Source organism: Mycobacterium bulgaricum, from assembly GCF_041287165.2.
GTDB classification, from domain to species: domain Bacteria; phylum Actinomycetota; class Actinomycetes; order Mycobacteriales; family Mycobacteriaceae; genus Mycobacterium; species Mycobacterium bulgaricum.
This window is the reverse complement of record NZ_JBGGKV020000001.1, coordinates 1232265-1252998: the sequence shown is the minus strand read 5'-3', so window position 1 is coordinate 1252998 and position 20734 is coordinate 1232265. Positions and strand designations below refer to the sequence as shown.

Sequence of the window (20734 nt, the reverse complement as noted above, 5' to 3'; positions counted from 1 at the left end):
AACGTCTGTGCGATAGACTGCGCGGCATGGAGCAGGCTCTGCAAAGCTCGCTTTTCGACCAGTCCGATCGGCGAGACCTCGGCAACGGCGCGTGGCTGGAGGTGCGTTCCGGGTGGTTGTCGCAAGACGATTCGCCCGACGACACCCTCTTCGGTGAGCTGCGTGACCAGATCCCGTGGCGTGCCGAGCGCCGCCAGATGTACGACCGGGTGCTCGACGTTCCGCGGCTGGTCAGTTTTCACAATCTCGTCGACGGCGCGGTCCCCCACCCACGTCTCAAGCAGCTCCGCCGCAGACTCAACGATGCCTACGCCGGCGAGCTCGGCGAACCGTTCGTGACGGCGGGGCTGTGCCTGTACCGCGACGGCAACGACAGCGTCGCCTGGCACGGTGACAACATCGGCCGCAGCAGCACCGAGGACACCATGGTCGCCATCGTCGGCCTCGGTGCGACAAGGGTTTTCGCGCTCCGCCCGCGCGGTGGCGGGCCGTCTCTGCGCCTGCGGCACTGCCACGGCGACCTCCTGGTGATGGGCGGTTCGTGTCAGCGCACCTGGGAGCACTCGATCCCGAAGACCACCAGGCCGACCGGACCGCGCATCAGCATCCAGTTCCGCCCGCACGACGTCCGCTAGCGCCTGCCCTACCCCTTGACGAGCTCGACCGTCTGCGCGACGAGATCGCGTGCCCGCTGGGTATCGACGTCGGCCAGCGGCCGGTCCGCGACGACGAGCGGGTTCGCCGTCACGATCACGATGAAGTTCCCGAAGCGGGCGACATAGTTGTAGAGCTCACCGGTGCGTGGCCCTTCCGCGGTGATCGTCTGCAGCACGCGGTGAGTTCCCACGACGTCGACGCCGTCGATCTGCGGCGCCTCCACCACCTCGACGAGTCCGCCCATGCCGGGGCCTTTGAACGACACCTTCTGGCACTGCTCGGTCGGCGGGTTCGCGGGGACCGGCTCGGAGGTCTCGACGGCGAGAGCGATGTAGCGCATGCCGTCGCCCTCGGCGGTCGTCGCAGCCATGTTGCCTTTGACACCGTCGGGGATCGTCTGCTCGCCCGCGGACTGACCGCAATCGGCGGGGTCGAACGTCAGCCCCGGCGGCAGCTTCTGCGCCTTCAGGAATTGCGGATCGATCGCCGCAGGCCCGACCGTCTTCACCGTGAAAGGCGGTGGGAAATCAGCCTTGACCTCAGCTACCCGGGCGATGTCGGCGTTCGACAAATCCTCGGGTCGATTCGCGCCACATGCCGACGTGCACGTCGCCAACAACCCGGCTACCGCCGCCATCGTGATCGTCAGCTGCTTCCGGGGGTTCGACATCGCCGCCAATGTACCCGCGCCGCGGCGCTCAGCCGCGCAGCGTCGACACCGTTTTGACGAGCAGATCCGACGCGTACCCGGGCCCGAGGGCGGGCTGTGGCGAGCCGGGGTCGGTGACGACCGTGACGAAGCAGACGTGTCCACCGAGATAGGCGACGAATGTTTCGGCATGTGAACGTGTTTCGGTGCCGCCCTCGACAACTGTGGTCGCCGCGGTGCTCATCCCGATCGTGTCCGCGGCGGCGATATCGGGCCCCGGCAGTCCCGTGACCGTGCCCGTGGACGGGCCCGAGGCCACGGTCCACCGCTCACAGGCTGCCACCACCGCCGGATCGAGCGCAGCACCGGGTGACGTATTCGCGACCACGGTATAGACGATGCCGCCGGGCCCCGACGCCGTCCATCCCCTCGTCGTCGCCGCGTCGACCGCAGGCGCCCCCAACGTCACGCACTGAACCGGGTCGGTCACCGCGGAATCCCGGAAACCCCACGCCGCGAACGGCGCAGGCGCTCCCGCGTATCCGGTCACCTCGTAACCGGCGGGCAGATCATGACGCGTGCGGTCGACGCGGGCAGGGTCGACCGTCAGGTTCACGGGCGCCTCCGGCGCGGGAGGCGGCGGTGCAGACGGCTGCGCGCAGGCCGCACACAGCAGGACCGGCACGCATGCGGCGGTGAGCCTCACGCGCTGTTGATACCACGCGTATGCGGCGCGCAGCGCTCAAGCAGCTTCGGCCGCGTCGCTTTCCGGCTGCGATTCGGCGTCGCCGGCGGGTTCCTCCGGCTCAGGAGCCGCCGATTCCTCAGCCTCGTCCTCGACGCCTTCGGGGTCGGCGGCCCGCTCGTCGACGTTTGCGGCAGGATCGTCGTCGACGTCCTCGCGTCGCGCAGGGTCCTCGGTTTCGTCGGCGACGACGACGGAGATCGCTGCGCGCTCATCCTTGTACGGCGACGGAACCGTTTCCTGCACAACAGGTTCGGCCGTGTCGTCGTCCTGCTCGGACGGGAGTTCGGGGCCGCCGACGCCGAAGGGGCCGGGGTTGGTGGTGCCGAGCACGCGCCCCAACCCGAATCCCTCGGTGAGGTTGTCGACTGCGACGGGGATGGACGCGAGGAGGCGGGCCGCGGTACCGACGAAGTCTTTGATCGGCCGCCAACTCGCCCGGGTGGGAACGCCGGGCCCGATGTCGCGGTCGTAGGCGTCTTCGATGATCACCCGCAGCGGCGCGTCGATCGCGGTGAGGATGGGCTTCGGCACGAACAGCCGAAAGGGCTGCAGCAGCGGCACGATGTCCGTCTCGATCAGGTAGTAGCTGGTGTCGCCTTCCCGGCCCTGGTAGCTCGCCTCGGACAGCGGCACGTTCACGGTCTCCCCGTGCAACATGCCGTAGCCCAGCAGGGCGTTGAGGGTGGCGATCAGGTTCAGCGGCCGAACCGGGAAGTCACCGCCGAGGCCGTCGTACTGCCGCACGATGTCGATGGTCCGGTAGATGCTGTCGACGCTGCCGGTCGGTGATGCGCCGGGGAACGGGATGCCGAGAATGGGGATAGTAGGCCAGCCTTCGAAGCGCATCAGGATGCCGCCGTTGGGCCGCATCGAATTGGCGTCCAGCACGAACGACACCGGCGCGGCGTCCGGTCCGTACTTCTCCATCAACTCCCGCTTCAGCAGGGAGGCGATCACTGCGCTCTGCGAGTACCCGAACACCAACATCGCGTCGCCGGACTCCGGTGCGGCCGAGCCGACGAGCGGGTCCTCGTTGAACACGCAGTCTGACGTCGCCGCCACGCACCTGCCCAGATTCGCCAGACCCTGGGCGAGCGACTTCTCGAAGGTGAGTCGCCCGAGCGGGAAGAACTCCTCCGGGGTGTACACCGCGACCGCGTTGGTCACCGGCCCGAATGTCCCGAAGGCCGGTTCGAGGAAACCGGTGACGGCGTTGTCGAGGTAGTCCTTCACGAAGTCCGGACGATCCTTCGGCCCCATGAGGGGGTGAAAAGATCCACCCATGATGAGCGCTGCCGTATTCGCCGAAAGCAGGACGGGGGGCGTCGTCCATGACAGCGAGAGCGCGACCACGCTAGCGATCGCACCGAACAACGCCGCGACCGAGCGAATAACGATCGTCATGTCCCGACCCCCCAATCCACCAAGTCGGTACAGCTGACATGTACCACCGGCAGCCCGTCGGCGGCGCGTTTCGGCAAACGACGTCACGGATACGCCAGCAAATTGACTAGCCTTGAGCCTGACGAACAGGAGATCGAATGACCTTCGCCAAGCGCGCCGGTGCCGCGGCGGTGGCCGCCGCCCTCGGGATCGGACTGTCGGCCTGCGCATCCGACACCTCGGGTGAGGCCACGAAAGCCAGTGATACCAGCACGCCCTCACCGGCGTCGCAGACGGCGACCAGCACCTCGGCCGCGCCTCCCCCGACGCAGACACCCGCGGCAGCTCCCGGGATGACGCTCGACCAATACATCCTGGACAACGACATCGACTCGAAGAGCGTGCGCCGGGGCGATGCGGGTGCGCCGACCATCACCTTGCCGATCCCGCCGGGCTGGGAACCCGCGGGACCCCGTGCTCCCGAGGGCGCCTACGACGCCATCGTCTACACCGCGCCGCCGCCGTCACCGACGCCGCCGACGATCGTGGCGTTCGTCTCCAAGCTGACCGGCAACGCGGATCCGGCGAAGGTCCTCGAATTCGCCGCCAACGAGACGCGCGCCCTCCCCGGCTTCCAGGGCGCCGACGAAGGCAAAGCGAGCACACTGGCCAACTTCCAGGCGACCCAGATAGGTGGCTTCTACACCAAGGACGGCGTCGAACTACTCATCGCCCAGAAGACCGTGGTGATCCCGGCGCAGGACGGTCTGTTCGTCCTGAAGATCACCGCCGAGGGGTCCGAAGATTTCGCGATGCCGTTGATGGACGCCACGGCGGCGATCGACGAGCAGACCACCATCACGGTCTAGACGTTCAGGCCCTCGATATCCGCGACGCTTCGGCGATCTGCTCGGGACTCGGCCGCACTCCGGTGTAGCGCTCGAACTGCTCGGCGGCCTGCAGCGCGATCACCTCGGCGCCGGTGATGACGTTCGCACCGGCGGCTCTGGCGGCCGTGATCAACGGCGTCTCCGACGGAAGCGCCACCACGTCGAACACCGTGCCGGCAGCCGCGATCGTCGCCTCGTCGAAAGCGACGTCGCTTTCCTCCGGTCCGCCGGCCATCCCGATCGGCGTGACGTTGGCGATGATCGGGACAGTCAACGATCCGACCTCGGAGCGGTATTCGTATCCGAGTCGATCCGCCAGCGCCGCACCGGTTCCCGCGTTGCGCGCGACGACGAACCCGGCGGTGAAGCCTGCGTCGACGAAGGCGGCGCCGACCGCCTTGGCCATCCCGCCGCTGCCGCGGATCAGGACAGGGTCATCCGGGTCGAGACCGTGCTGCGCGATGAGGTGTTGCACCGCAAGATAATCCGTGTTGGACGCAGTCAGCCTGCCGCCGTCGTTGACGATCGTGTTGACCGACTCGATGGCCTGCGCCGACGGCTCGATGTCGTCGACGAGCGCCAGCACGTCCTCCTTGAACGGCATCGACACCGAGCAGCCCCTGATGTCGAGCGCACGCACTCCCCCGATGGCCGCGGCGATGTCGGTGGTGGTGAACGCCTTGTAGATGAAGTCGAGGCCGAGCACGTCGTAGAGATGGTTGTGGAACCGGGTGCCGATGTTGCTCGGTCTGCCCGACAGGGAAATGCAGAGCCGCGTGTCCTTGCTCAATTGCGGCCTCCGGCCGGCGTCAGGGGCTTTCGTCATCAGCCCACCGCCCGGATCGCTTGCCGCGCAACGTCGCGGATCTGCTGTACGAGCTCCTGGTTCAACCCCAGGTCGTCGATCGAGGGCACCGGGATCTCGGTCACCACCACGCCGAGATCGTCGCGGCGCCAGACCGCGCCGAAGCGGTCCAGGATGGCCCGCATCGGGACATTGTCGGTGAGAACCCTTGCCGTGAAACGCCGCACCCCGTCGTAGCCCGCAGCGACAGAGATCGCCGCCATCATGAATGTGCCGATACCCCTGCCCTGGTAGGCGTCTCCGACGATGAACGCGATCTCGGCTTCGGTGGAATCGTTGGCGTCGCGGACGAAGCGGACATCGGCCACCACCGGACCATCGGGCCCCTCGGTCAGCACGAACACGAAATGATCCAGGTAGTCGACCTCGAAAAGGTAGGCCATCAACGTCTTCGACGGGGACTGGACCGACTGGAATCGCCGGTAGAGCGTCTCGCCGGAGAATTCCACCGGCCCGTTGGTGGTGCGTTCGTTGTCGCCGGGCAGCACCGGCCGCAGATACAGGACGGAGCCGTCGCGCATCTGCACAGGTATCGGGGTGATGTAGGCGGCCAGCCGTTGCCGCGCGGTGCGCACCAGCCTGTCCATCATCCCGGGCACTTCGAGCATGGTCCCGAACGCCTCCCGGCCGCCGACCCAGCCGGTCAAGGCCTCCGTGGCGACGACAGTTGCCGTGCGGGGAGCGTCGCGCAGCAGTGCGATCTCTCCGACGATGAGACCGGGGTCGACGCCGACGACGGTGTCGTGCCCGTCGTCGCCGATGTGGGTGACCTCGGCGCGGCCGGATCCGATCACCAGAAATGAGACCGCGAGCTCGCCCTGCTGCATGAGCACCTGACCCGGCGCCGCCGTCAACGGGCGCAACTGTGCAGCGAGGGGGACGAGGGCCTCGGGTCTGATGCCGTGAAAAACCGACAGCGCGGCGAGGTCATCGGCGCGAACTGCAGCCAGGCCAGACACATTGACGAGGCTACGGGCGGGCGGGAAGGACCGGCAAGAATGCGGTGAAGCCGCCGGCAAACGGTTCTTGTGAATTGCATCCCGATCGGCGCGTTCGATCACCCGGGCCGACCCGGCCATGTTGGATGACACAAAAAGCACGGGCGACGAGATGGTGTGGCATGCAGCGGGATCACCGACGCGCTGATCACTACGAGTGGTTCAGCGGCTTCCTCGAAGCACGCGGTGTGACGTTGTCCGTGCGCCTTTTCGTGGCGGCGCTCACGCTGTCGATGGCGGTGGCGGTCCTCGTCCTCCTCGCCGGCGCGGGCGGCCCGACGGACCACCCTCAGCGCGCCATGATGTGGGTGGCCGTGGCCGGCGGCGTGGCAGGCACTGCGCTGTGGCTGCGGCGGTGGCCGACCAAAACGCAGTCGGCAGGCTTCGTGATGGTGACGAGCATTTCGATCGCGCTCGCCTGTCTGGCCTATCCGGATCCGCTGGCCGCGCTGCTCGGGTGTGTCGCGTTCACCACGAACGGGGCGATCAGTGCGTTCTTCCACACGACGCGGCTGGTACTCGCCAACGTCGCGGTCGCCGCCGGGGTGGGAGCCTACGAGGCGATCCAGCTCGCCGCCGAAGGCCGCACCGCCCTGGCCGCGGTCGACTTCTTCCTGATCCTTCAGATCAACATCGGCGTGCCGCTGGCGATTCGGCTGCTGCTGCACGCGCTGGAGGGCGACCTGCTCTACGCGGATCTGGATCCGCTGACCGGCCTGCTGAACCGTCGTGCTTTTCGCAGGCAGACGAGGAGCCTGCTGGCGCGCCGCTACGAGACGGATCGTTACCTGGTGGTGGCCCTGCTCGATCTCGACGACTTCAAAGCGCTCAACGATGCGCACGGGCACCTCGCGGGAGACCGGGCGCTGGTCGCCGTCGCCGACGCGCTGCGGGCGACCGCGACGCCGACAGCGGTCATCACCCGCAGCGGCGGGGAGGAGTTCCTGATCGCCGACGTCGCGTCGTCGCCGCGCGCCGCCCTGCGGTATCAGGACGTGTGCGACGCGATCGCCGCACTGCCGATGCACGTTCGGGCCAGCGTCGGGACGGCGTACACCGAACTGACCGGTTCGACGCAGACGCACGATGCCGCCGTCGACCACCTGATCGCCGCCGCCGACAATGCGATGTACCGTGCAAAACGTAACGGGGGCAACCAATGTCACCATCACGGAGTCTGGCCCGGGCCCGGGTCGACAACATGACGCCGTGGCGGGGAGGGAGCGAGGACAAGTGCGGACGCTGATCACGGGAGTCGACGCGGACGGCAAGTCCTGCGTCGTGAGTCAGGACGAGCTCACGCTCGACCAGCTGGCGCCCGGCTTTGCGATGGGAATTCCCTTCGCGACGTCGGAAAGTCCGCCGCCCACCCGTCCCGCAGGCAGCGCGCCGCTGATCGATCAGGGCATCGCGCCCGGTTTGGTGCGCTGGATGTTCGTCGAGCTGGGCCCGGACTCCGAGACGCCGATGCACCACACCGACACCCTCGATCTGCAAACGGTGCTCTCCGGCAGTGTCGACCTCGTCCTGGGAGACGGCGCCCACCACTTGGAGCAGGGTGACCTCGTGGTGCTGACCGGCGTCGACCACGCGTGGCGGGGCGGCCCCGACGGCTGCCGTCTCAGTGCCGTGTTGATCGGCACCCCGCCGCCGGCGTGACCGATCACGGAGGAAGCATGGATCGCGAAACCTACGAGAAGGGCCGGCAGATCCGGACGGCAGTGCTCGGCGCCGACTATGTCGAACGGGCGGCGGCCAATGCCGACGAGTTCTCGCAACCGTTGCAGGATCTGGTCACCGAGTACTGCTGGGGCGCGGTCTGGGGGCGCGAAGGCCTGCCGCTGAAGACGCGCAGCATGATCAATCTCGCAATGATCGCGACGCTGAACCGGCCCCACGAGCTGGCCACGCATATCAGGGGCGCGCTGACCAACGGCGTCACGCGCGACGAGATCCGGGAGATCTTCCTCCAGGTGGGCATCTACGCGGGAATCCCCGCCGCGGTGGACAGCTTCCGGGTGGCGAGGGCGACGTTCGCCGAGATTGAGGGTGATTAGTCGATGGACGTTGGCTTCGTCGGGCTGGGCAACATGGGATTTCCGATGATGAGCCGGTTGGTGGCGTCCGGAATGCGCGTGACGGTGTTCGACACCGACGCCGAGACAGTCACGCGGGCGGTGCAACTCGGTGCGGAATCCGCCGAGTCGGCCCGCGGGGTCGCCGATCGCGCGGAGACCGTGCTGGCGAGCCTGCCGACGCCGCAGGTGTCCAACGCCGTCGCCGCGCAGATCGCCGACGGGTCGCGCGTGCGCCGCTTCGTCGACCTGTCCACGGTGGGACAGCAAGCGGCACAGCGTAACTGCGAGATCCTCGCTGACCGCGGCATCGCAGCGCTCGACGCCCCGGTCAGCGGCGGCGTGCACGGCGCGGAGGCGGGCACCCTGGCCGTGATGGTGTCGGGGCCGCGCGACGAGTTCGAGGTCCTTGAGCCGGTGTGGGCAACATTGGGCCGGGTCACGTTCGTCTCGGAGCGCCCCGGTGCGGCGCAGACGATGAAGCTGATCAACAACCTGATCGCGGCGACGACCCTGGCGGTCACGGCCGAGGCCGTCGTGATGGGAACCAAGGCGGGACTGGACGCGCAGGTCATGATCGACGTTCTCAACACCGGTTCCGGTGCCACACATGCCAGCCGGGACAAGTTTCCGAGGGCCGTGCTTCCCCGCACTTTCGACTACGGATTCGCCACCGGGCTGATGACCAAGGACGTGCTGCTGTATCTCGACGAGGCGCAGTCGCTGGGCACACCGGTCGCACTTGCCGAGTCGGTGGCCGCATTGTGGCGCGAGACGCAGGACGAGGAGGGATCCGCCTCGGACTTCACCTCCGTCGTCAAACCGATGGAACGGGCCGCCGGGGTGACCGTCAACGGCGGGTGACGCACGCAATATTGCTTGGGCACTAATCGTTAGTGCACTATCTAACTATGGCCGCCACCACCGCAACCGAGCTGGACCCACTGGCGCTGGAACGCCAGGTCTGCTTCGCGCTGGCGACGACCAACCGAGCCGTGCTGGCTGTCTACCGGCCCCTGCTGGAACCACTGGGCCTCACCCATCCGCAATATCTCGTCATGCTGGCGCTGTGGGATCACCGGAAGAGGTCGTCAACGCCCTCGCCGCTGTCGGTGAAGGCGATCGCCACTGCGCTGCAATTGGATTCGGCCACTCTGTCGCCGATGCTCAAGCGGCTCGAAGCGCTCGGGCTCATCACCAGGGCCCGCAACGCCACCGACGAACGGTCCACCGATGTCCAGCTCACCGACAAGGGAGCAGCTCTGCGCGCTCAGGCGCTCGACATTCCGCCCGCCGTCGTCGCGCGCCTCGGTGTAGACCTCGCCGAACTCGAACACCTCCACCATGTCCTGACCCGCATCAACTCGGCTGCGCTGGCAGCCGGGGCGCTGCAGTCCTGAATCGCGCGAAGGAGCGCTGATGACCCCCGACGAGCCAGCGGGCACCGACAAGCCCAACCTCTGGCAGTACCTGCTCTACAGCTACGGCAAGAAGCTCCCCGCCTCGATGAACCGCTGGGTCGCAGAGGATCTCGCGGGCCAGGGGGCGGTGCGGCGGCACATGATCCGGTACGCGATACCACCGCTGATCATCCTCGCTCCGCTGTGGCTGCTTCCCGCGCCGATCTACATGCGTCTGGAGATGACGGCGCCCATCTACATCTGGGCGCTGCTCATGGCGCTGGCGCTCAACAAGGTGTGGCGCAGGCACCGGCTGGCACGCCACGGGCTCGACCCGAACCTCGTCGACGTGATCAGGCGGAAGAAGGACGCGAAGATGCACGACGACTACATCCGCAAGTACGGCCCCCGCCCCGACGACGCCCGGTCGCAGTCCAACAGCAGTCCCTTTTGACAAGACATCTTGACGGCATACGTATGGTCGTGCGTATCGTCGCGGTATGCCGAACGTGGTCGACTTCGACCTGACCGATCTGGACAGGTTTACCACCGGTTTCCCGTTCGAGGTCTTCGATGTCCTGCGGCGCGACGCCCCCGTCTGGTGGCACCCGCCGACTGCACACTCCCCCGGCGGCGAAGGCTTCTGGGCGCTCAGTAGGCACGCGGACATCGTCGCGGCGGCCGCCGACAGCGAAACGTTCTCCTCCGAGACCGGCGGTGACCGCCAGGGCGGGGGCACGACGCTGGAGGACATGCCGATGGAGTTCGCGGTCGGCGCATTGCTCAACATGATGGACGACCCGCGCCATGCGCAGTTTCGCCGGCTGCTGGCACCCAGCACGACACCCCGTGCGCTGCAGGCCATCGCCGACGACCTGCGCAGCCGCGCGATCGACATCGTCGACGCGGCGCTGGCCAAGGGTGAGTGCGACTTCTTGATCGACGTGGCCGCCGAACTTCCGCTGCAGGCCGTAGCCGAGCTCGCGGGCGTGCCCCAGGAAGATCGCCACGAGTTGATGAATTGGGCGAACGTCACCCTCGACTACGAGGAACGCGAGATCGGTGAGGTCAGCGACCGCGTCGCCCAGGCGCAGGCGCAGATGTTCACCTACGGCACAAAACTGTTGGAACGCAAGCGCGGTGAACCTCCGGCAGCGGACCTGCTGTCGCTCGTCACCCATTCGACGATTGACGGTGCACCTCTCAGCGAGAACGAGCAGCGTCTGTTTCTGAGCCTGATCATCGCCGCGGGCAGTGAGACGACCCGCAATTCGATCGCCCTCGGAATGTCGGCGCTGAGCGAGCGACCCGGAGTCTGGGAACGCCTGCGAGACAACAGAGCTCTACTGCCGACCGCGGTCGAGGAGATGCTGCGGTGGGCGTCCTCCACCCCGTACAACCGGCGAACCGCAACCAGGGACGTCGAGCTGCACGGCCAGCGCATCAGGGCCGGCGACAAGGTGAGTCTGTGGTGGGCGTCCGCCAACCGTGACGAAGCGGTCTTCGCCGAACCGTATACCTTTGACGTGAATCGAAACCCTAACCCGCACTTGGCGTTCGGCCGTGGGGTGCATTTCTGCCTCGGGGCGTCACTGGCGCGGATGGAGATGCGTGTGATGTTCGACGTCCTGTTGGACCGGGTCGCCACCGTCACGCGGACCGGGCCCATCGAATACGTTCGAAGCAACAAGCACAGCGGAGTTCGCCACATGCCCGTCACGCTCGAGGGCCGCCCGTGACCGTCGCGTGGCAGTACATCGACGCAGTCAATCGTGCCGACATCGAGGCACTGATGGGCTTGTTCGCGCCGTCGGCATGTCTGAATCACCCCGCCGGGACATTCGCCGACCCGCACGCGATCAGGAATTTCTACGAGACGGTCGTGTTCGCCGGGCGGGCGGTAACCGAGATCGACGCCTCGTTCAGCGACGGCGATACCGAGATTCTTCAGATCAAGGCGTCCAGCCCGCTCGGGGAGCCGGGCAAGTTCGTCTATGCCGCAGACGTCTTCACGCTGCGGGACGGATTCATCGAGCGCCTGGACATCTACTACCGCTAGGCATCAGCGCCTGCGGGCCGTGTCGATGAACGGCCGCTATTTCGCGGTGCGGAAGTACGGTTCGACCGTGCCGTTGAATTTCATGACCATGGGATTGCCACGGCGATCCTTGGCGGTGGGCACTTCGACACGCACCCAGCCCTCGGCCACGTCGTACTCGACGACATTGGTCTTCTCGGCGCCGTTGAAGCGGATACCCACATCCCGCAGGAGCGCCTCTTCGTTGTAGAAGGGGCTGTTCGGATCGATGGAGAGGTGATTCGGTGGAACGTCGGCGATCTGGTCCTCGGACATAATGGCTTTCGTTAGATGCTGCGTCGATCTTCAGCCGATCGACACGGCCACTTCCCTGAAGTGCCGTACTGGTGGAGCTAAGGGGAATCGAACCCCTGACCTTCTCGATGCGAACGAGACGCGCTACCAACTGCGCTATAGCCCCTAGTGCCGGTACAGGCTATCAGCCGGTGGGCACCGCCAGAAATCGCGAGGTGGCTACTGCCCGGCCGCGCGCGGCAGGTCATAGTGACGCGAGAACGGCACGTAGTCGAGGTGCTCGAACGCCGGGTCCTCGTCGTCGATCTCCAGCACGGCCGCACCCGGCCTGCGCAGACGCGACGGCGTCACGTCGTAGTCGCGGTCACTGGTGTTCTCGACGCCGAGACGCGACCGTGCCATCCGTTGCGCGCGGCGCCGGCGCAGCTGCTCCTCGATCCGGGTCTGCCTGCGCAGATAGGCCAGATAGAGCAGCGTCACCGTGGCGGTCGCGGTGGTGGCGTACCACATCGTCGACGACCAGGTGAACGCTGCGACGGCGCTGGCGAGCATCAGCACGGCCATCACCGCGATCGTGCGGGCGCGGAAGCGATACTTGCGCGCCGACACCGCGGCTGCGGTCGTCGACTCGTGGCGCCTGCGGCGCGCATCGCTGAGCGAGTCCGCGATCCGCGCCTGGGGCTGCGCGGGCTCATCGGCATCCTCGGAACCGTCGGCGTCATCGGCGTCGCCGTCGTACTCGTATTCGTCCTCGATGACCGAGTAGACGCCGGTGTCCTCGGAGGTGTCGCGCTTGTCGTCCTCGACGGCGGCCTCCACCTTCGGAGCGCGCGCGTCGGCACTCTCGGCGGCACCGTCGAAATCCAAGGTGAGCTCGTCGCTTTCGGCCGCGACCGGCTCTGCGATGTCGGCGACGGGAAGCGCCCCTGAGTCCTCGACCACGTCGACGTCGAGATAGTCCGGTTCACCGTCGACATCGTCGGCCTCGGTGGCGACCATGACGACCGCGCGACTCGGCGCGTCCTCGTCGTCGAGGTCGGCGTCCTCGGCGGACGGCTGCCAGTCCGGATCGCTGCGGTGACCGGACGCGGGCCCGCGACGACGCCGCAGCCGCGCACCCGCGCCGCTGTTGAGTACGCGGGTCGCCAGCGCGACGTCGCTGGTTCGCCGCACTGCGTCCCGCTTGCTGATCAGCATCGGGACGAGCACGAAGAGCCAGAGGACGACGAGCGAGATCCAGAGGAGAGATTGGGGGATGCTTGGCATGGCGCCTGCTCCTTTCCCCATCAGGCTAGGTCTGTGACCAGCGCATCCATGGGCGGCGCGCCGACACAATTACACACCTGTAATTCGCTGGAGACAAGCACCACACGCCACACGTGTCACAGGAGTAACAAGTGGGGTTCGGCAAACGACCGTCAGGCCCAGGAGGCGTGCCCCGCACGGACCAACGCCGAGGCCACCGACCCGTTCAATTCCTCGATCGTGATGGCCACCAGCAAGTGGTCCCGCCATGCGCGGTCGACGTCGAGGTAGCGCTTCAGCAGGCCCTCTTCGCGGAATCCGGCCTTTGCCAGCACTGCTCTGCTCGCCCCGTTCTCCGGCCGCACGGTCGCCTCGACGCGATGCAGCATCACCGGGCCGAAGCAATGGTCGAGCCCGAGGGCCAGCGCGGCCGTGGCGACACCGCCGCCCGTCGAGTCGCTGGCCACCCAGTACCCGATCCAAGCCGACCGCAGCGCGCCGTGCGTGACGTTGCCGATCGTGAGCTGTCCGGCGAACTGGCCGTCGAGTTCGATCGCATACGGCAGCATCCGACCCTTGCGGGCCTCTGAGCGCAGACCCGAGCACACCGACGGCCAGGCCGAAACCGAATGCCGCAGTTCCCAGTTCATGTCGGTCGACGGCTCCCACGGCTCCAGATGCGCGCGGTCGGCGAGCCGGATCCTGCTCCACTGCGCGGCATCGCGCAGCCGGATAGGGCGTAACCGAACCTTGCCCGCGGGCACCACGAGCGGCCCGACCGGTTGCGGCCACCCCGGGTGCTGCGAACGGGAACTCAACAGGTTCATCAGGGCGCCGACCGACTGCTCAGCCGCGCTGCGCGAGGAACGCGACGTCGACGACCTCACCGGTGCGAATCTGCTCCGCCTCACTGGGGACCATCACCAGACAGTTTGCTTCTGCCAGCGTCGCGAGCAGATGCGACGACGCGCCGGGCGCGCCGCCAAGGGCCTGCACGAGGTATTCACCGGTGTCCTGATCGCGCATCAGCTGCCCGCGCAGGAAACCTTTGCGGCCGGCCACCGAGCTGATCGGCGACAGCGTGCGGGCGGGCACGACACGCCGCATCGCCTGACGTTTGCCGAGCGACAGGCGGATCAGCGGCCGCACCATCACCTCGAAAACCACGAGCGCGCTCACCGGATTGGCGGGCAACAGGAAGACGGGCACGCCATCCGGACCGAGCTGACCGAACCCCTGCACCGACCCGGGATGCATCGCGATGCGGGTCACCTCCATGTCACCGAGCTGGGCGAGCACGGCCCGCACCCCTTCGGCCGCCGCCCCGCCGACCGCACCGGCGATGACCACGACCTCTGAGCGGCTGAGTTGGCCTTCCACGACCTCGCGCAGCTGCTTCGGGTCGGTCGGCACGATGCCGACCCGGTTGACCTCGGCACCGGCATCGCGGCCTGCCGCCGCCAGCGCATAGGAGTTGACGTCGTACACCTGGCCGTTGCCGGGGGTACGGGAGATGTCGACGAGCTCGCCACCGACACTCAACACCGACACCCGGGGCCGCGGATGCACCAGCACCCGCTCACGTCCGACGGCTGCGAGCAGGCCCACCTGGGCCGCGCCGATGATCGTGCCTGCCCGCACCGCCACGTCGCCGGGCTGGACGTCGTCACCCGTGCGCCGGACGTAGGCACCCGACCGCACGCCTCGCAGAACCCTGACGCGCGCGTCGCCGCCGTCGGTCCAGCGCAATGGCAGGACTGCGTCGGCCAGGGTCGGCATCGGCGCCCCGGTCTGGACCCGGGCGGCCTGGCGGGGCTGTAGCCGGCTGGGTGTGCGGCTGCCCGCCTCGATCAGACCCATCACCGGCAGGCTGATCTCTCGCGGCCTGCCTTCGTCGCGGTCGGCGTCGCCACCCTCCTCGGGCCCGTCACCCGCGCCACCGATTCCGAGCACGTCGACGCTGCGCACCGCGTAGCCGTCGATCGCTGCCTGGTCGAAGCCGGGCAGCGGACGTTCGGTCACCACTTCCTCGGCGCACATCAGGCCCTGGGCTTCGGCGATCGCGACGCGCACCGGCCGCGGCGCCACCGCGGCAGCTGCCACCCGAGCCTGCTGCTCCTCCACCGAACGCACTGCACGCCTTTCTTCCGTTGATCCGGCTGGCGTCGACCGGCTCGCTCGGCGGTGCAGCCGTGGCTACCCTTCGGTCGTCGCCGGGACGGCGTCAACCGACCCTGCCGGGACGGCGTCAACCGACCCTGTCGGAGCGAGACCGAGCCGTTCGACCAGCCACCGGCGAAGTTCGGGCCCGTAGTCGTCCCGCTCCAACGCAAAGTCAACCGCAGCCTTCAGGTAGCCCCCGGGATTTCCCAGGTCGTGTCGAGATCCGCGATGGACGACGACGTGGACCGGGTGGCCCTCCTCGATCAGCAGGGCAATCGCGTCGGTCAGCTGCAATTCGCCTCCGGCGCCCTTGGGGATCCGCCTCAAGGCGTCGAAGATCTCCCGGTCGAGCACGTACCGGCCTGCGGCGGCGAACAGCGACGGCGCGTCTTCGGGCTTGGGCTTTTCCACCATGCCCTTGACCCGCAGCACATTTGGGTTGGCCGCGTCGGGCACCTCTTCGACATCGAAGACGCCGTAGGCGCCGATGTCCTCGCGGTCAACTTCGATGGCGCACAGCACGCTTCCGCCACGCTTGGCGCGCACCTTAGACATCGTCTCCAGCACGCCGGTCGGCAGAACCAGGTCGTCGGGCAGAAGCACCGCGATCGCGTCCTCGTCGGGCGACAGGCTTGCTTCGACGCAACCCACGGCGTGCCCGAGGCCCAGCGGTTCGGCCTGGACGACGGATTCGACCTTGATCAAGGCCGGTGCCCTGCGGACCTTTTCGAGCATGGTCTTCTTGCCGCGGGCCTCCAGCGTCCCTTCCAGGACGAGGTCCTCGACGAAGTGCGCAACGACGCCGTCTTTGCCTTCGGAGGTGATGATGATCAGCCGCTCGGCGCCGGCCTCGGCGGCTTCGGCGGCAACGAGCTCGATCCCGGGCGTGTCGACGACCGGCAGCAACTCCTTCGGCACCGTCTTGGTGGCAGGTAGGAAACGGGTTCCCAGTCCCGCTGCGGGAACCACCGCGGTGTACGGAATGGGAACTTCAGGCCGATTCATCGTTCACACACTAACCTCTCTGCGTCGGTTGTTCTCCCCATACCCGAGCTTCGAAGGACTACTCGGTGGCGCCCACCAAATCACAGGTACGAGCCGGAATCCTGGCTGTCAGGCGATCATTGAGTCAGCAAACACGCGAGCACGAAACGGCTCTATTGGGCGGTCACCTCGAAGCCTCGGTCGAGCCGGGGACGACCGTCTGCGCGTACGTCCCGGTCGGATCCGAACCAGGTTCGCTCGTACTGATCGACCGGCTGGCGGCGCGCGGGGTGACGGTTCTGCTGCCCGTCGCCAGGGAGGACGGCTTGGGCACTCCCCTGCCGCTGCAGTGGGGGCGTCACGTTCCGGGCGAGTTGGTCGACGCCCCGTTCGGATTGCGCGAGCCCCGGCCGCCGTGGCTGCCCGCGGACACTGTGGCCACTGCCGCCGTCGTCTTCGTTCCGGCTCTCGCGGTCGACAGGCAAGGGGCCCGATTGGGTCGGGGCGCCGGATACTACGACCGGACGTTGCCGCGGGCGGCCGGCGGCGCGCTTTTGGTCGCCGTGGTCCGCGACGACGAACTCGTCGATCGGCTGCCGTCGGAGGCCCACGACGTCCGGATGACGCATGCGCTCACGCCGGGTCGAGGTCTTGTCCCGCTGGGTTGAGCCTCGGACGACAGTCGTGCCGCGGGTCTGCTGTGCGACGAACGCCACGGGGGGAATGAGCCGAGCCCGCTGGCGGTTCTAGCACTTGAGCCGGTAGAGTGCTAACCAGTTTGACCACTTCGGAGGTTTGTGTGCCCACCTATTCCTATGCGTGCACCGAATGCAGCAACAAGTTCGACGTGGTGCAGGCGTTCACCGATGACTCTCTGACCGAGTGCCCTCAGTGCGACGGACGGCTGCGCAAGGTATTCGGCAAGGTCGGCGTGGTCTTCAAGGGCAGCGGTTTCTATCGCACCGACAGCCGTGAATCCGGGAAGAAGACGAGCACCGGCAGCTCCAGCAGCAGCACCGAGTCGTCGAGTCCGTCGTCGTCGGAATCGTCCTCGTCGAGCTCATCGTCGGAGAAGTCCGGGTCTTCGGACTCGTCGAGCTCAACGAGCAGCTCTTCGACCCCCGCTGCAGCCGCGTCCAGCTGATTCTCATCGTTATCCACAGCCGCCGAATCAAAGGCTGACGGCGGGGTGCCGCGCTGCATAGCGTGGCGCCATGGGGGATTCGCTTGATCCGTCGCCCTTCGATCGGCTCGGCCGTGCGTTGCGGCCCGACTGGTCCAGGACGCCGGCGGCGCGGCGGGCGGTTGCCGCCGCCCTGGTGATACTGGCCGCGATCGCTGCGTGGCGTGGCGACCCCCGCGCGGATTACGCCGAGGTCGTCGTCACCGTTCGCGACCTTTCTCCGGGAACCGAGCTCACCGCAGCCGATGTGCGCATGGAGGCGCGTTCGGTGCCGACCGTTCCCGAGGGTGCGCGCAGGGACGTCGACGCCATCGTCGGAACCACCTTGGCGGGCCCCGCTCGTCGCGGTGAAGTGCTCACCGACGTCCGCCTGCTCGGGCCGCGCCTTGCCGATTCGGCGGCAGGCCCTGATGCACGCATCGTCCCGATCCCGCTCGCCGACGCCGCGCTGACAGACCTCGTCAGGCCCGGGGATGTTGTCGACGTGGTCGCGGCGCCCGCCGACGGCACCGCCGAGGCGCGCCTGGTGGCGACGGACGGGGTCGTAGTTCTGGTGTCCGCCAAAGAAACTGGAGTGGGTGCCCGCGGCGGCGGACGGGTGGTGCTCGTGGCGCTTCCCGCCGCCGCGGCGAAGACGGTCGCCGGGATCGCACTCGTGCAAGCCGTCACGCTGACATTGCACTGACCACGCGAAAACAAAGCACCCCCGGGATATCCCGGGGGTGGCAGTGTTTGGTTCTGGTCAGATCACCAGTCGCCGATGGCGGGGCCGACCGGGTATTCACCCTCGAAGGCCGAGGCCGTGGTGCCTGCGACTGCCTTGGTGGAGTCGCGGACCTCGGTCGAGCTGCTTCCGCCGGCGTGGACCACACCGGCATCCGCGAGGCGCGCCTCGGAGATGCCGCGGGCGACACCGAAGTCGTTGATACGGATGACCGCGTTCTCGGAGGCCTGCCGGCTGGTGACCTGAGGAGCCGGTGCGATCTCCTCCACCTCGGCGTTGGCGGTTCCTGCGCTCAGTCCGGAGAATGCTGCGGCCATAAAGAACGAGCCCAAGCCCACGGCACCCAGCTTCTTCGCACTACGAGCGGGCGCTTTGGCGTGCTTAGCCATCAGCTTCCCCTTCACTAAGAGTGAGGACACAAGTGTCCTGCTTGACGTTTTCAGGCTTTCACAGCGTATCAGCCGGAACCTCCAAGCGCTCACCCAATCAGAGATTCTTAATTACATCGCCCCGGCCGTTTCGAACCGGCCGGCACAAGCTCGAAACCCGCTCGCCCACTTCACGTTTGACACTTATGACAAGTGATCGAAAAGGCTTCGCGAGGACCTCACAGAATGTTCACAGTCGGCCCGCTGCACAGCTGCAGGCGATAGGTTCATTGCCCTGACAGGACTACGAAGAAGAAGGGTCATCGCCATGCTGAAGGGTTTCAAAGAATTCATCTCGCGGGGCAACGTCATCGACCTCGCCGTCGCGGTCGTCGTCGGCGCCGCATTCACCGGTCTGGTCACCGCCTTCACCCAGAACGTGGTGCAGCCGCTGGTCGATCGCATCGGCGCGGGCCCCGACGCCGAGTACGGCATTCTCAAGATCCCGCTGGGCGCCGACCAATTCGTCGACCTGAACGCCGTTCTCTCCGCGGCCATCAACTTCCTGATCGTCGCGGCGGTGATCTACTTCGTCATCGTGGTCCCGTTCAAGAAGCTCAAAGAGCGCGACGCCAAGGTGGTCTCGGAGGAGACCGAGTTGACGCTGCTGACCGAGATCCGCGATCTACTGCAGGCGCAATCCACCGGCACCGCGGCCGCCGCGGACCACACCGAGGACAAGCCCGACACCGAGAAGTGAGGCGCAGCTCCGACACGAAATCAGCCCCCGGCCGAAGCCGGGGGCTGATTCGTTCAAACCAGGTGGAACCAGGAAAAACCCTGTGTCAGTTCATGTTCCAGGGAGCGCCGTAGGTGCTGACGCTGTCACCGGTCGAGGAGATCAACCGAGCGAACGGACGCAGCAGCACGCCACCGGCGGCACCGGTCACGGTGCCGTGTGCGTTGGACACGACCACCGAACCGCCGGGGCCCTCCACGTCGACCGAGAAGGTCGCGACTTCCTGGATGCCGGGGCCGTTACCGAGGTCTGCAGAGATCGACACACCGGGGAACAGCGGCGGGGTCACGATGGAGTCGAAGAAGCCGAAGTCGGGATCGCCGGTGGGGGCGAAGGCGTAACCGTCATAGGCGATGTTGGGGGTGGTGTAGCTGAAGTTGATGCCCACACCCAGCGACCACGGGAAGCCGACCTGGTAGCCCAGCTCGAGGGTGCCCTCGAAGTCGTCGGCGCCCTCGCCGGCCACGATGTAGGTGGCCTTGCCCGAGTGGAACCACTCACGGGTGAGGCGGTTGCGGTCGAGCGGGAACACACCGTTGAGGAACGTGTCCCACTGCTGCACGGTCAGGGTGCGGCCCTGGCCGTCGACCACACTGAGCTCGTTGTCCAACCCTGCATGTGAGGTGCCAGTGCTCACGAACAATGCCGCGATGGACGCCACCATCGCGATCAGCACCCGAGTGATTGCCTTCATGATCTCCCTAGCTATGTCTTCTCGTAACCCCGGGCGGGGTTCCGAGTGCCCGTGCCTGGCCCTACCGCTACACCACACACCTCGCAAGGCCTTCATGTGAGACGAATTAAAAATCCCACAGTCCGTTCTTACGATTCGCTCATCGTTGACACGAGGAACATAACGGGGAGGCATCTGACCGGCAACGCGTGGCTTCGGTGGTGTGAGCCGAGACGCGCGCGTGTGCGTCATTTGCTGAACGTTCCCCGACGGTTCTTGACCCCTTCCGCGCGGCGACGGGGCGTGGTCTGAGAAAACGCCGCAGTTCGGGACCCCGTATCGACGTATTCGTCAATGGGAGTGAATCCGTTACCAGTCGGTGTTTACGGATGCTTAAGCGAAATCACAGGTCAATCGTGGTGGGGCGGGACGTTGTCCCGCAGCCACCGGTCGCGCTCGGATCGGTCGTCCGGCGAGGTGGGTTCGAGTTCATCACGGGTGACGTCCGGGATCGAGTCACCGAAGATTCGGTTAACTAGCTCACGGGACTCGCGGGATGGTTCAGCCACAGTGTCACCTCGCTGTGATCAACATCACT

At 67.1% G+C, this 20734-nt stretch carries 27 protein-coding genes and 1 tRNA gene; 14 read left to right on the top strand and 14 right to left on the bottom strand.

The genetic code is table 11. The features are described 5' to 3' along the window. Positions 1-26 precede the first annotated feature (26 nt). Positions 27-635 (top strand): alpha-ketoglutarate-dependent dioxygenase AlkB, encoded by a 609-nt coding sequence (locus tag ACAG24_RS06160; RefSeq protein ID WP_370475487.1) that lies wholly within the window; start codon positions 27-29, stop codon positions 633-635. Between the two features lie 8 nt (positions 636-643). Here ACAG24_RS06160 and ACAG24_RS06155 read toward each other — a convergent pair whose 3' ends face one another. The 3 genes from ACAG24_RS06155 to ACAG24_RS06145 are packed head-to-tail and all read right to left on the bottom strand — an operon-like array spanning position 644 to position 3458. After that, positions 644-1327 (bottom strand): DUF5642 family protein, encoded by a 684-nt coding sequence (locus ACAG24_RS06155; RefSeq protein WP_370475488.1) that lies wholly within the window; start codon positions 1325-1327, stop codon positions 644-646. Between the two features lie 28 nt (positions 1328-1355). Then, the gene (locus ACAG24_RS06150) at positions 1356-2012 is read right to left on the bottom strand and encodes a DUF5642 family protein (protein WP_370475489.1); all 657 of its coding nucleotides are present in this window, start codon (positions 2010-2012) and stop codon (positions 1356-1358) included. Positions 2013-2048: 36 nt separating this feature from the next. Further along, positions 2049-3458, bottom strand: a complete 1410-nt coding sequence (locus ACAG24_RS06145; protein ID WP_370475490.1) for a PE-PPE domain-containing protein — start codon at positions 3456-3458, stop codon at positions 2049-2051. Positions 3459-3595: 137 nt separating this feature from the next. Here ACAG24_RS06145 and lpqN point away from each other — a divergent pair, with 137 nt between their 5' ends. Next, positions 3596-4306 (top strand): envelope biogenesis lipoprotein LpqN, encoded by a 711-nt coding sequence (gene lpqN / locus ACAG24_RS06140; protein WP_370475491.1) that lies wholly within the window; start codon positions 3596-3598, stop codon positions 4304-4306. A gap of 4 nt (positions 4307-4310) precedes the next feature. Here lpqN and ACAG24_RS06135 read toward each other — a convergent pair whose 3' ends face one another. Then, on the bottom strand, positions 4311-5153 hold the full coding sequence (locus ACAG24_RS06135) for a shikimate 5-dehydrogenase (RefSeq protein WP_370475492.1): 843 nt from the start codon (positions 5151-5153) through the stop codon (positions 4311-4313). Beyond that, entirely contained in the window at positions 5153-6151 is a 999-nt protein-coding gene (gene pat / locus ACAG24_RS06130; protein WP_370475493.1) for an acetyltransferase Pat, read from the bottom strand. The genes ACAG24_RS06135 and pat overlap by 1 nt, the downstream gene beginning before the upstream one ends. 161 nt (positions 6152-6312) lie before the next feature. On the opposite strand from pat, the gene ACAG24_RS06125 reads away from it, so the two are divergent. From ACAG24_RS06125 to ACAG24_RS06090, 8 genes are read left to right on the top strand one after another with little or no spacing between them, the layout of a single operon-like run. Next, entirely contained in the window at positions 6313-7395 is a 1083-nt protein-coding gene (locus ACAG24_RS06125) for a GGDEF domain-containing protein (protein WP_370475494.1), read from the top strand. A gap of 28 nt (positions 7396-7423) precedes the next feature. Then, the gene (locus ACAG24_RS06120; protein ID WP_370475495.1) at positions 7424-7849 is read left to right on the top strand and encodes a cupin domain-containing protein; all 426 of its coding nucleotides are present in this window, start codon (positions 7424-7426) and stop codon (positions 7847-7849) included. Between the two features lie 17 nt (positions 7850-7866). After that, on the top strand, positions 7867-8247 hold the full coding sequence (locus ACAG24_RS06115) for a carboxymuconolactone decarboxylase family protein (RefSeq protein WP_370475496.1): 381 nt from the start codon (positions 7867-7869) through the stop codon (positions 8245-8247). A 3-nt stretch (positions 8248-8250) separates the two neighbouring features. Beyond that, a complete protein-coding gene (locus ACAG24_RS06110) occupies positions 8251-9129 on the top strand; it encodes an NAD(P)-dependent oxidoreductase (protein WP_370475497.1) in 879 nt (292 codons plus the stop codon). Positions 9130-9176: 47 nt separating this feature from the next. Then, a complete protein-coding gene (locus tag ACAG24_RS06105) occupies positions 9177-9665 on the top strand; it encodes a MarR family winged helix-turn-helix transcriptional regulator (protein ID WP_370475498.1) in 489 nt (162 codons plus the stop codon). A gap of 19 nt (positions 9666-9684) precedes the next feature. Beyond that, on the top strand, positions 9685-10119 hold the full coding sequence (locus ACAG24_RS06100; RefSeq protein WP_370475499.1) for a DUF5313 domain-containing protein: 435 nt from the start codon (positions 9685-9687) through the stop codon (positions 10117-10119). Between the two features lie 46 nt (positions 10120-10165). Then, positions 10166-11404, top strand: coding sequence for a cytochrome P450 (locus tag ACAG24_RS06095; RefSeq protein ID WP_370475500.1), 1239 nt, complete (start codon positions 10166-10168; stop codon positions 11402-11404). Beyond that, positions 11401-11724 (top strand): nuclear transport factor 2 family protein, encoded by a 324-nt coding sequence (locus tag ACAG24_RS06090; RefSeq protein WP_370475501.1) that lies wholly within the window; start codon positions 11401-11403, stop codon positions 11722-11724. The genes ACAG24_RS06095 and ACAG24_RS06090 overlap by 4 nt, the downstream gene beginning before the upstream one ends. Positions 11725-11760: 36 nt before the next feature. On the opposite strand, the gene ACAG24_RS06085 is transcribed toward ACAG24_RS06090, so the two are convergent. The 6 genes from ACAG24_RS06085 to ACAG24_RS06060 form a co-directional block, all read right to left on the bottom strand. Then, complete coding sequence (locus ACAG24_RS06085; RefSeq protein WP_370475502.1) at positions 11761-12018, bottom strand: DUF3297 family protein; 258 nt, start codon at positions 12016-12018, stop codon at positions 11761-11763. 69 nt (positions 12019-12087) lie between these two features. Continuing rightward, a tRNA-Ala gene (locus ACAG24_RS06080) sits at positions 12088-12163 on the bottom strand. A gap of 53 nt (positions 12164-12216) precedes the next feature. Then, positions 12217-13263, bottom strand: a complete 1047-nt coding sequence (gene sepX / locus ACAG24_RS06075; RefSeq protein ID WP_370475503.1) for a divisome protein SepX/GlpR — start codon at positions 13261-13263, stop codon at positions 12217-12219. Between the two features lie 152 nt (positions 13264-13415). Next, positions 13416-14069: a GNAT family N-acetyltransferase gene (locus ACAG24_RS06070; RefSeq protein ID WP_370475513.1), complete on the bottom strand. Its 654-nt coding sequence runs from the start codon at positions 14067-14069 to the stop codon at positions 13416-13418. A gap of 19 nt (positions 14070-14088) precedes the next feature. After that, positions 14089-15375 (bottom strand): molybdotransferase-like divisome protein Glp, encoded by a 1287-nt coding sequence (glp, locus tag ACAG24_RS06065; protein WP_370475504.1) that lies wholly within the window; start codon positions 15373-15375, stop codon positions 14089-14091. A gap of 63 nt (positions 15376-15438) precedes the next feature. Continuing rightward, on the bottom strand, positions 15439-16410 hold the full coding sequence (locus tag ACAG24_RS06060; RefSeq protein WP_370475505.1) for a UTP--glucose-1-phosphate uridylyltransferase: 972 nt from the start codon (positions 16408-16410) through the stop codon (positions 15439-15441). 65 nt (positions 16411-16475) lie between these two features. Here ACAG24_RS06060 and ACAG24_RS06055 point away from each other — a divergent pair, with 65 nt between their 5' ends. The 3 genes from ACAG24_RS06055 to ACAG24_RS06045 all read left to right on the top strand — a co-directional run bounded on the left by ACAG24_RS06055 (position 16476) and on the right by ACAG24_RS06045 (position 18257). After that, complete coding sequence (locus ACAG24_RS06055) at positions 16476-17057, top strand: 5-formyltetrahydrofolate cyclo-ligase (RefSeq protein WP_370475506.1); 582 nt, start codon at positions 16476-16478, stop codon at positions 17055-17057. Between the two features lie 131 nt (positions 17058-17188). Further along, on the top strand, positions 17189-17533 hold the full coding sequence (locus ACAG24_RS06050) for an FmdB family zinc ribbon protein (protein WP_370475507.1): 345 nt from the start codon (positions 17189-17191) through the stop codon (positions 17531-17533). A 70-nt stretch (positions 17534-17603) separates the two neighbouring features. Next, complete coding sequence (locus ACAG24_RS06045; protein ID WP_370475508.1) at positions 17604-18257, top strand: SAF domain-containing protein; 654 nt, start codon at positions 17604-17606, stop codon at positions 18255-18257. A gap of 62 nt (positions 18258-18319) precedes the next feature. Here the strand turns inward: ACAG24_RS06045 and ACAG24_RS06040 are convergent, their stop codons facing one another. Then, positions 18320-18685: a hypothetical protein gene (locus ACAG24_RS06040; protein ID WP_270719517.1), complete on the bottom strand. Its 366-nt coding sequence runs from the start codon at positions 18683-18685 to the stop codon at positions 18320-18322. A gap of 307 nt (positions 18686-18992) precedes the next feature. Here ACAG24_RS06040 and mscL point away from each other — a divergent pair, with 307 nt between their 5' ends. Beyond that, a complete protein-coding gene (gene mscL, locus ACAG24_RS06035; protein ID WP_370475509.1) occupies positions 18993-19424 on the top strand; it encodes a large-conductance mechanosensitive channel protein MscL in 432 nt (143 codons plus the stop codon). 85 nt (positions 19425-19509) lie between these two features. On the opposite strand, the gene mspA is transcribed toward mscL, so the two are convergent. Both mspA and ACAG24_RS06025 read right to left on the bottom strand, forming a co-directional pair. Then, positions 19510-20157 carry a porin MspA gene (gene mspA / locus ACAG24_RS06030; RefSeq protein WP_374150761.1) on the bottom strand — a complete coding sequence of 216 codons (648 nt, stop codon included), beginning with the start codon at positions 20155-20157 and terminating at the stop codon, positions 19510-19512. Positions 20158-20546: 389 nt separating this feature from the next. Beyond that, positions 20547-20705, bottom strand: a complete 159-nt coding sequence (locus tag ACAG24_RS06025) for a hypothetical protein (RefSeq protein WP_370471732.1) — start codon at positions 20703-20705, stop codon at positions 20547-20549. Positions 20706-20734 lie beyond the last annotated feature (29 nt).

Excerpts from the sequence above, each read along its gene's own strand:
- ACAG24_RS06160 (WP_370475487.1), top strand. The coding sequence starts at position 27 with ATGGAGCAGGCTCTGCAAAGCTCGCTTTTCGACCAGTCCGATCGGCGA.
- ACAG24_RS06155 (WP_370475488.1), bottom strand. The coding sequence starts at position 1,327 with ATGTCGAACCCCCGGAAGCAGCTGACGATCACGATGGCGGCGGTAGCC.
- ACAG24_RS06145 (WP_370475490.1), bottom strand. The coding sequence starts at position 3,458 with ATGACGATCGTTATTCGCTCGGTCGCGGCGTTGTTCGGTGCGATCGCT.
- lpqN (WP_370475491.1), top strand. The coding sequence starts at position 3,596 with ATGACCTTCGCCAAGCGCGCCGGTGCCGCGGCGGTGGCCGCCGCCCTC.
- ACAG24_RS06135 (WP_370475492.1), bottom strand. The coding sequence starts at position 5,153 with ATGACGAAAGCCCCTGACGCCGGCCGGAGGCCGCAATTGAGCAAGGAC.
- ACAG24_RS06125 (WP_370475494.1), top strand. The coding sequence starts at position 6,313 with ATGCAGCGGGATCACCGACGCGCTGATCACTACGAGTGGTTCAGCGGC.
- ACAG24_RS06115 (WP_370475496.1), top strand. The coding sequence starts at position 7,867 with ATGGATCGCGAAACCTACGAGAAGGGCCGGCAGATCCGGACGGCAGTG.
- ACAG24_RS06110 (WP_370475497.1), top strand. The coding sequence starts at position 8,251 with ATGGACGTTGGCTTCGTCGGGCTGGGCAACATGGGATTTCCGATGATG.
- ACAG24_RS06105 (WP_370475498.1), top strand. The coding sequence starts at position 9,177 with ATGGCCGCCACCACCGCAACCGAGCTGGACCCACTGGCGCTGGAACGC.
- ACAG24_RS06100 (WP_370475499.1), top strand. The coding sequence starts at position 9,685 with ATGACCCCCGACGAGCCAGCGGGCACCGACAAGCCCAACCTCTGGCAG.
- ACAG24_RS06095 (WP_370475500.1), top strand. The coding sequence starts at position 10,166 with ATGCCGAACGTGGTCGACTTCGACCTGACCGATCTGGACAGGTTTACC.
- ACAG24_RS06085 (WP_370475502.1), bottom strand. The coding sequence starts at position 12,018 with ATGTCCGAGGACCAGATCGCCGACGTTCCACCGAATCACCTCTCCATC.
- sepX (WP_370475503.1), bottom strand. The coding sequence starts at position 13,263 with ATGCCAAGCATCCCCCAATCTCTCCTCTGGATCTCGCTCGTCGTCCTC.
- ACAG24_RS06070 (WP_370475513.1), bottom strand. The coding sequence starts at position 14,069 with ATGAACCTGTTGAGTTCCCGTTCGCAGCACCCGGGGTGGCCGCAACCG.
- ACAG24_RS06060 (WP_370475505.1), bottom strand. The coding sequence starts at position 16,410 with ATGAATCGGCCTGAAGTTCCCATTCCGTACACCGCGGTGGTTCCCGCA.
- ACAG24_RS06045 (WP_370475508.1), top strand. The coding sequence starts at position 17,604 with ATGGGGGATTCGCTTGATCCGTCGCCCTTCGATCGGCTCGGCCGTGCG.
- ACAG24_RS06040 (WP_270719517.1), bottom strand. The coding sequence starts at position 18,685 with ATGGCTAAGCACGCCAAAGCGCCCGCTCGTAGTGCGAAGAAGCTGGGT.
- mscL (WP_370475509.1), top strand. The coding sequence starts at position 18,993 with ATGCTGAAGGGTTTCAAAGAATTCATCTCGCGGGGCAACGTCATCGAC.
- mspA (WP_374150761.1), bottom strand. The coding sequence starts at position 20,157 with ATGAAGGCAATCACTCGGGTGCTGATCGCGATGGTGGCGTCCATCGCG.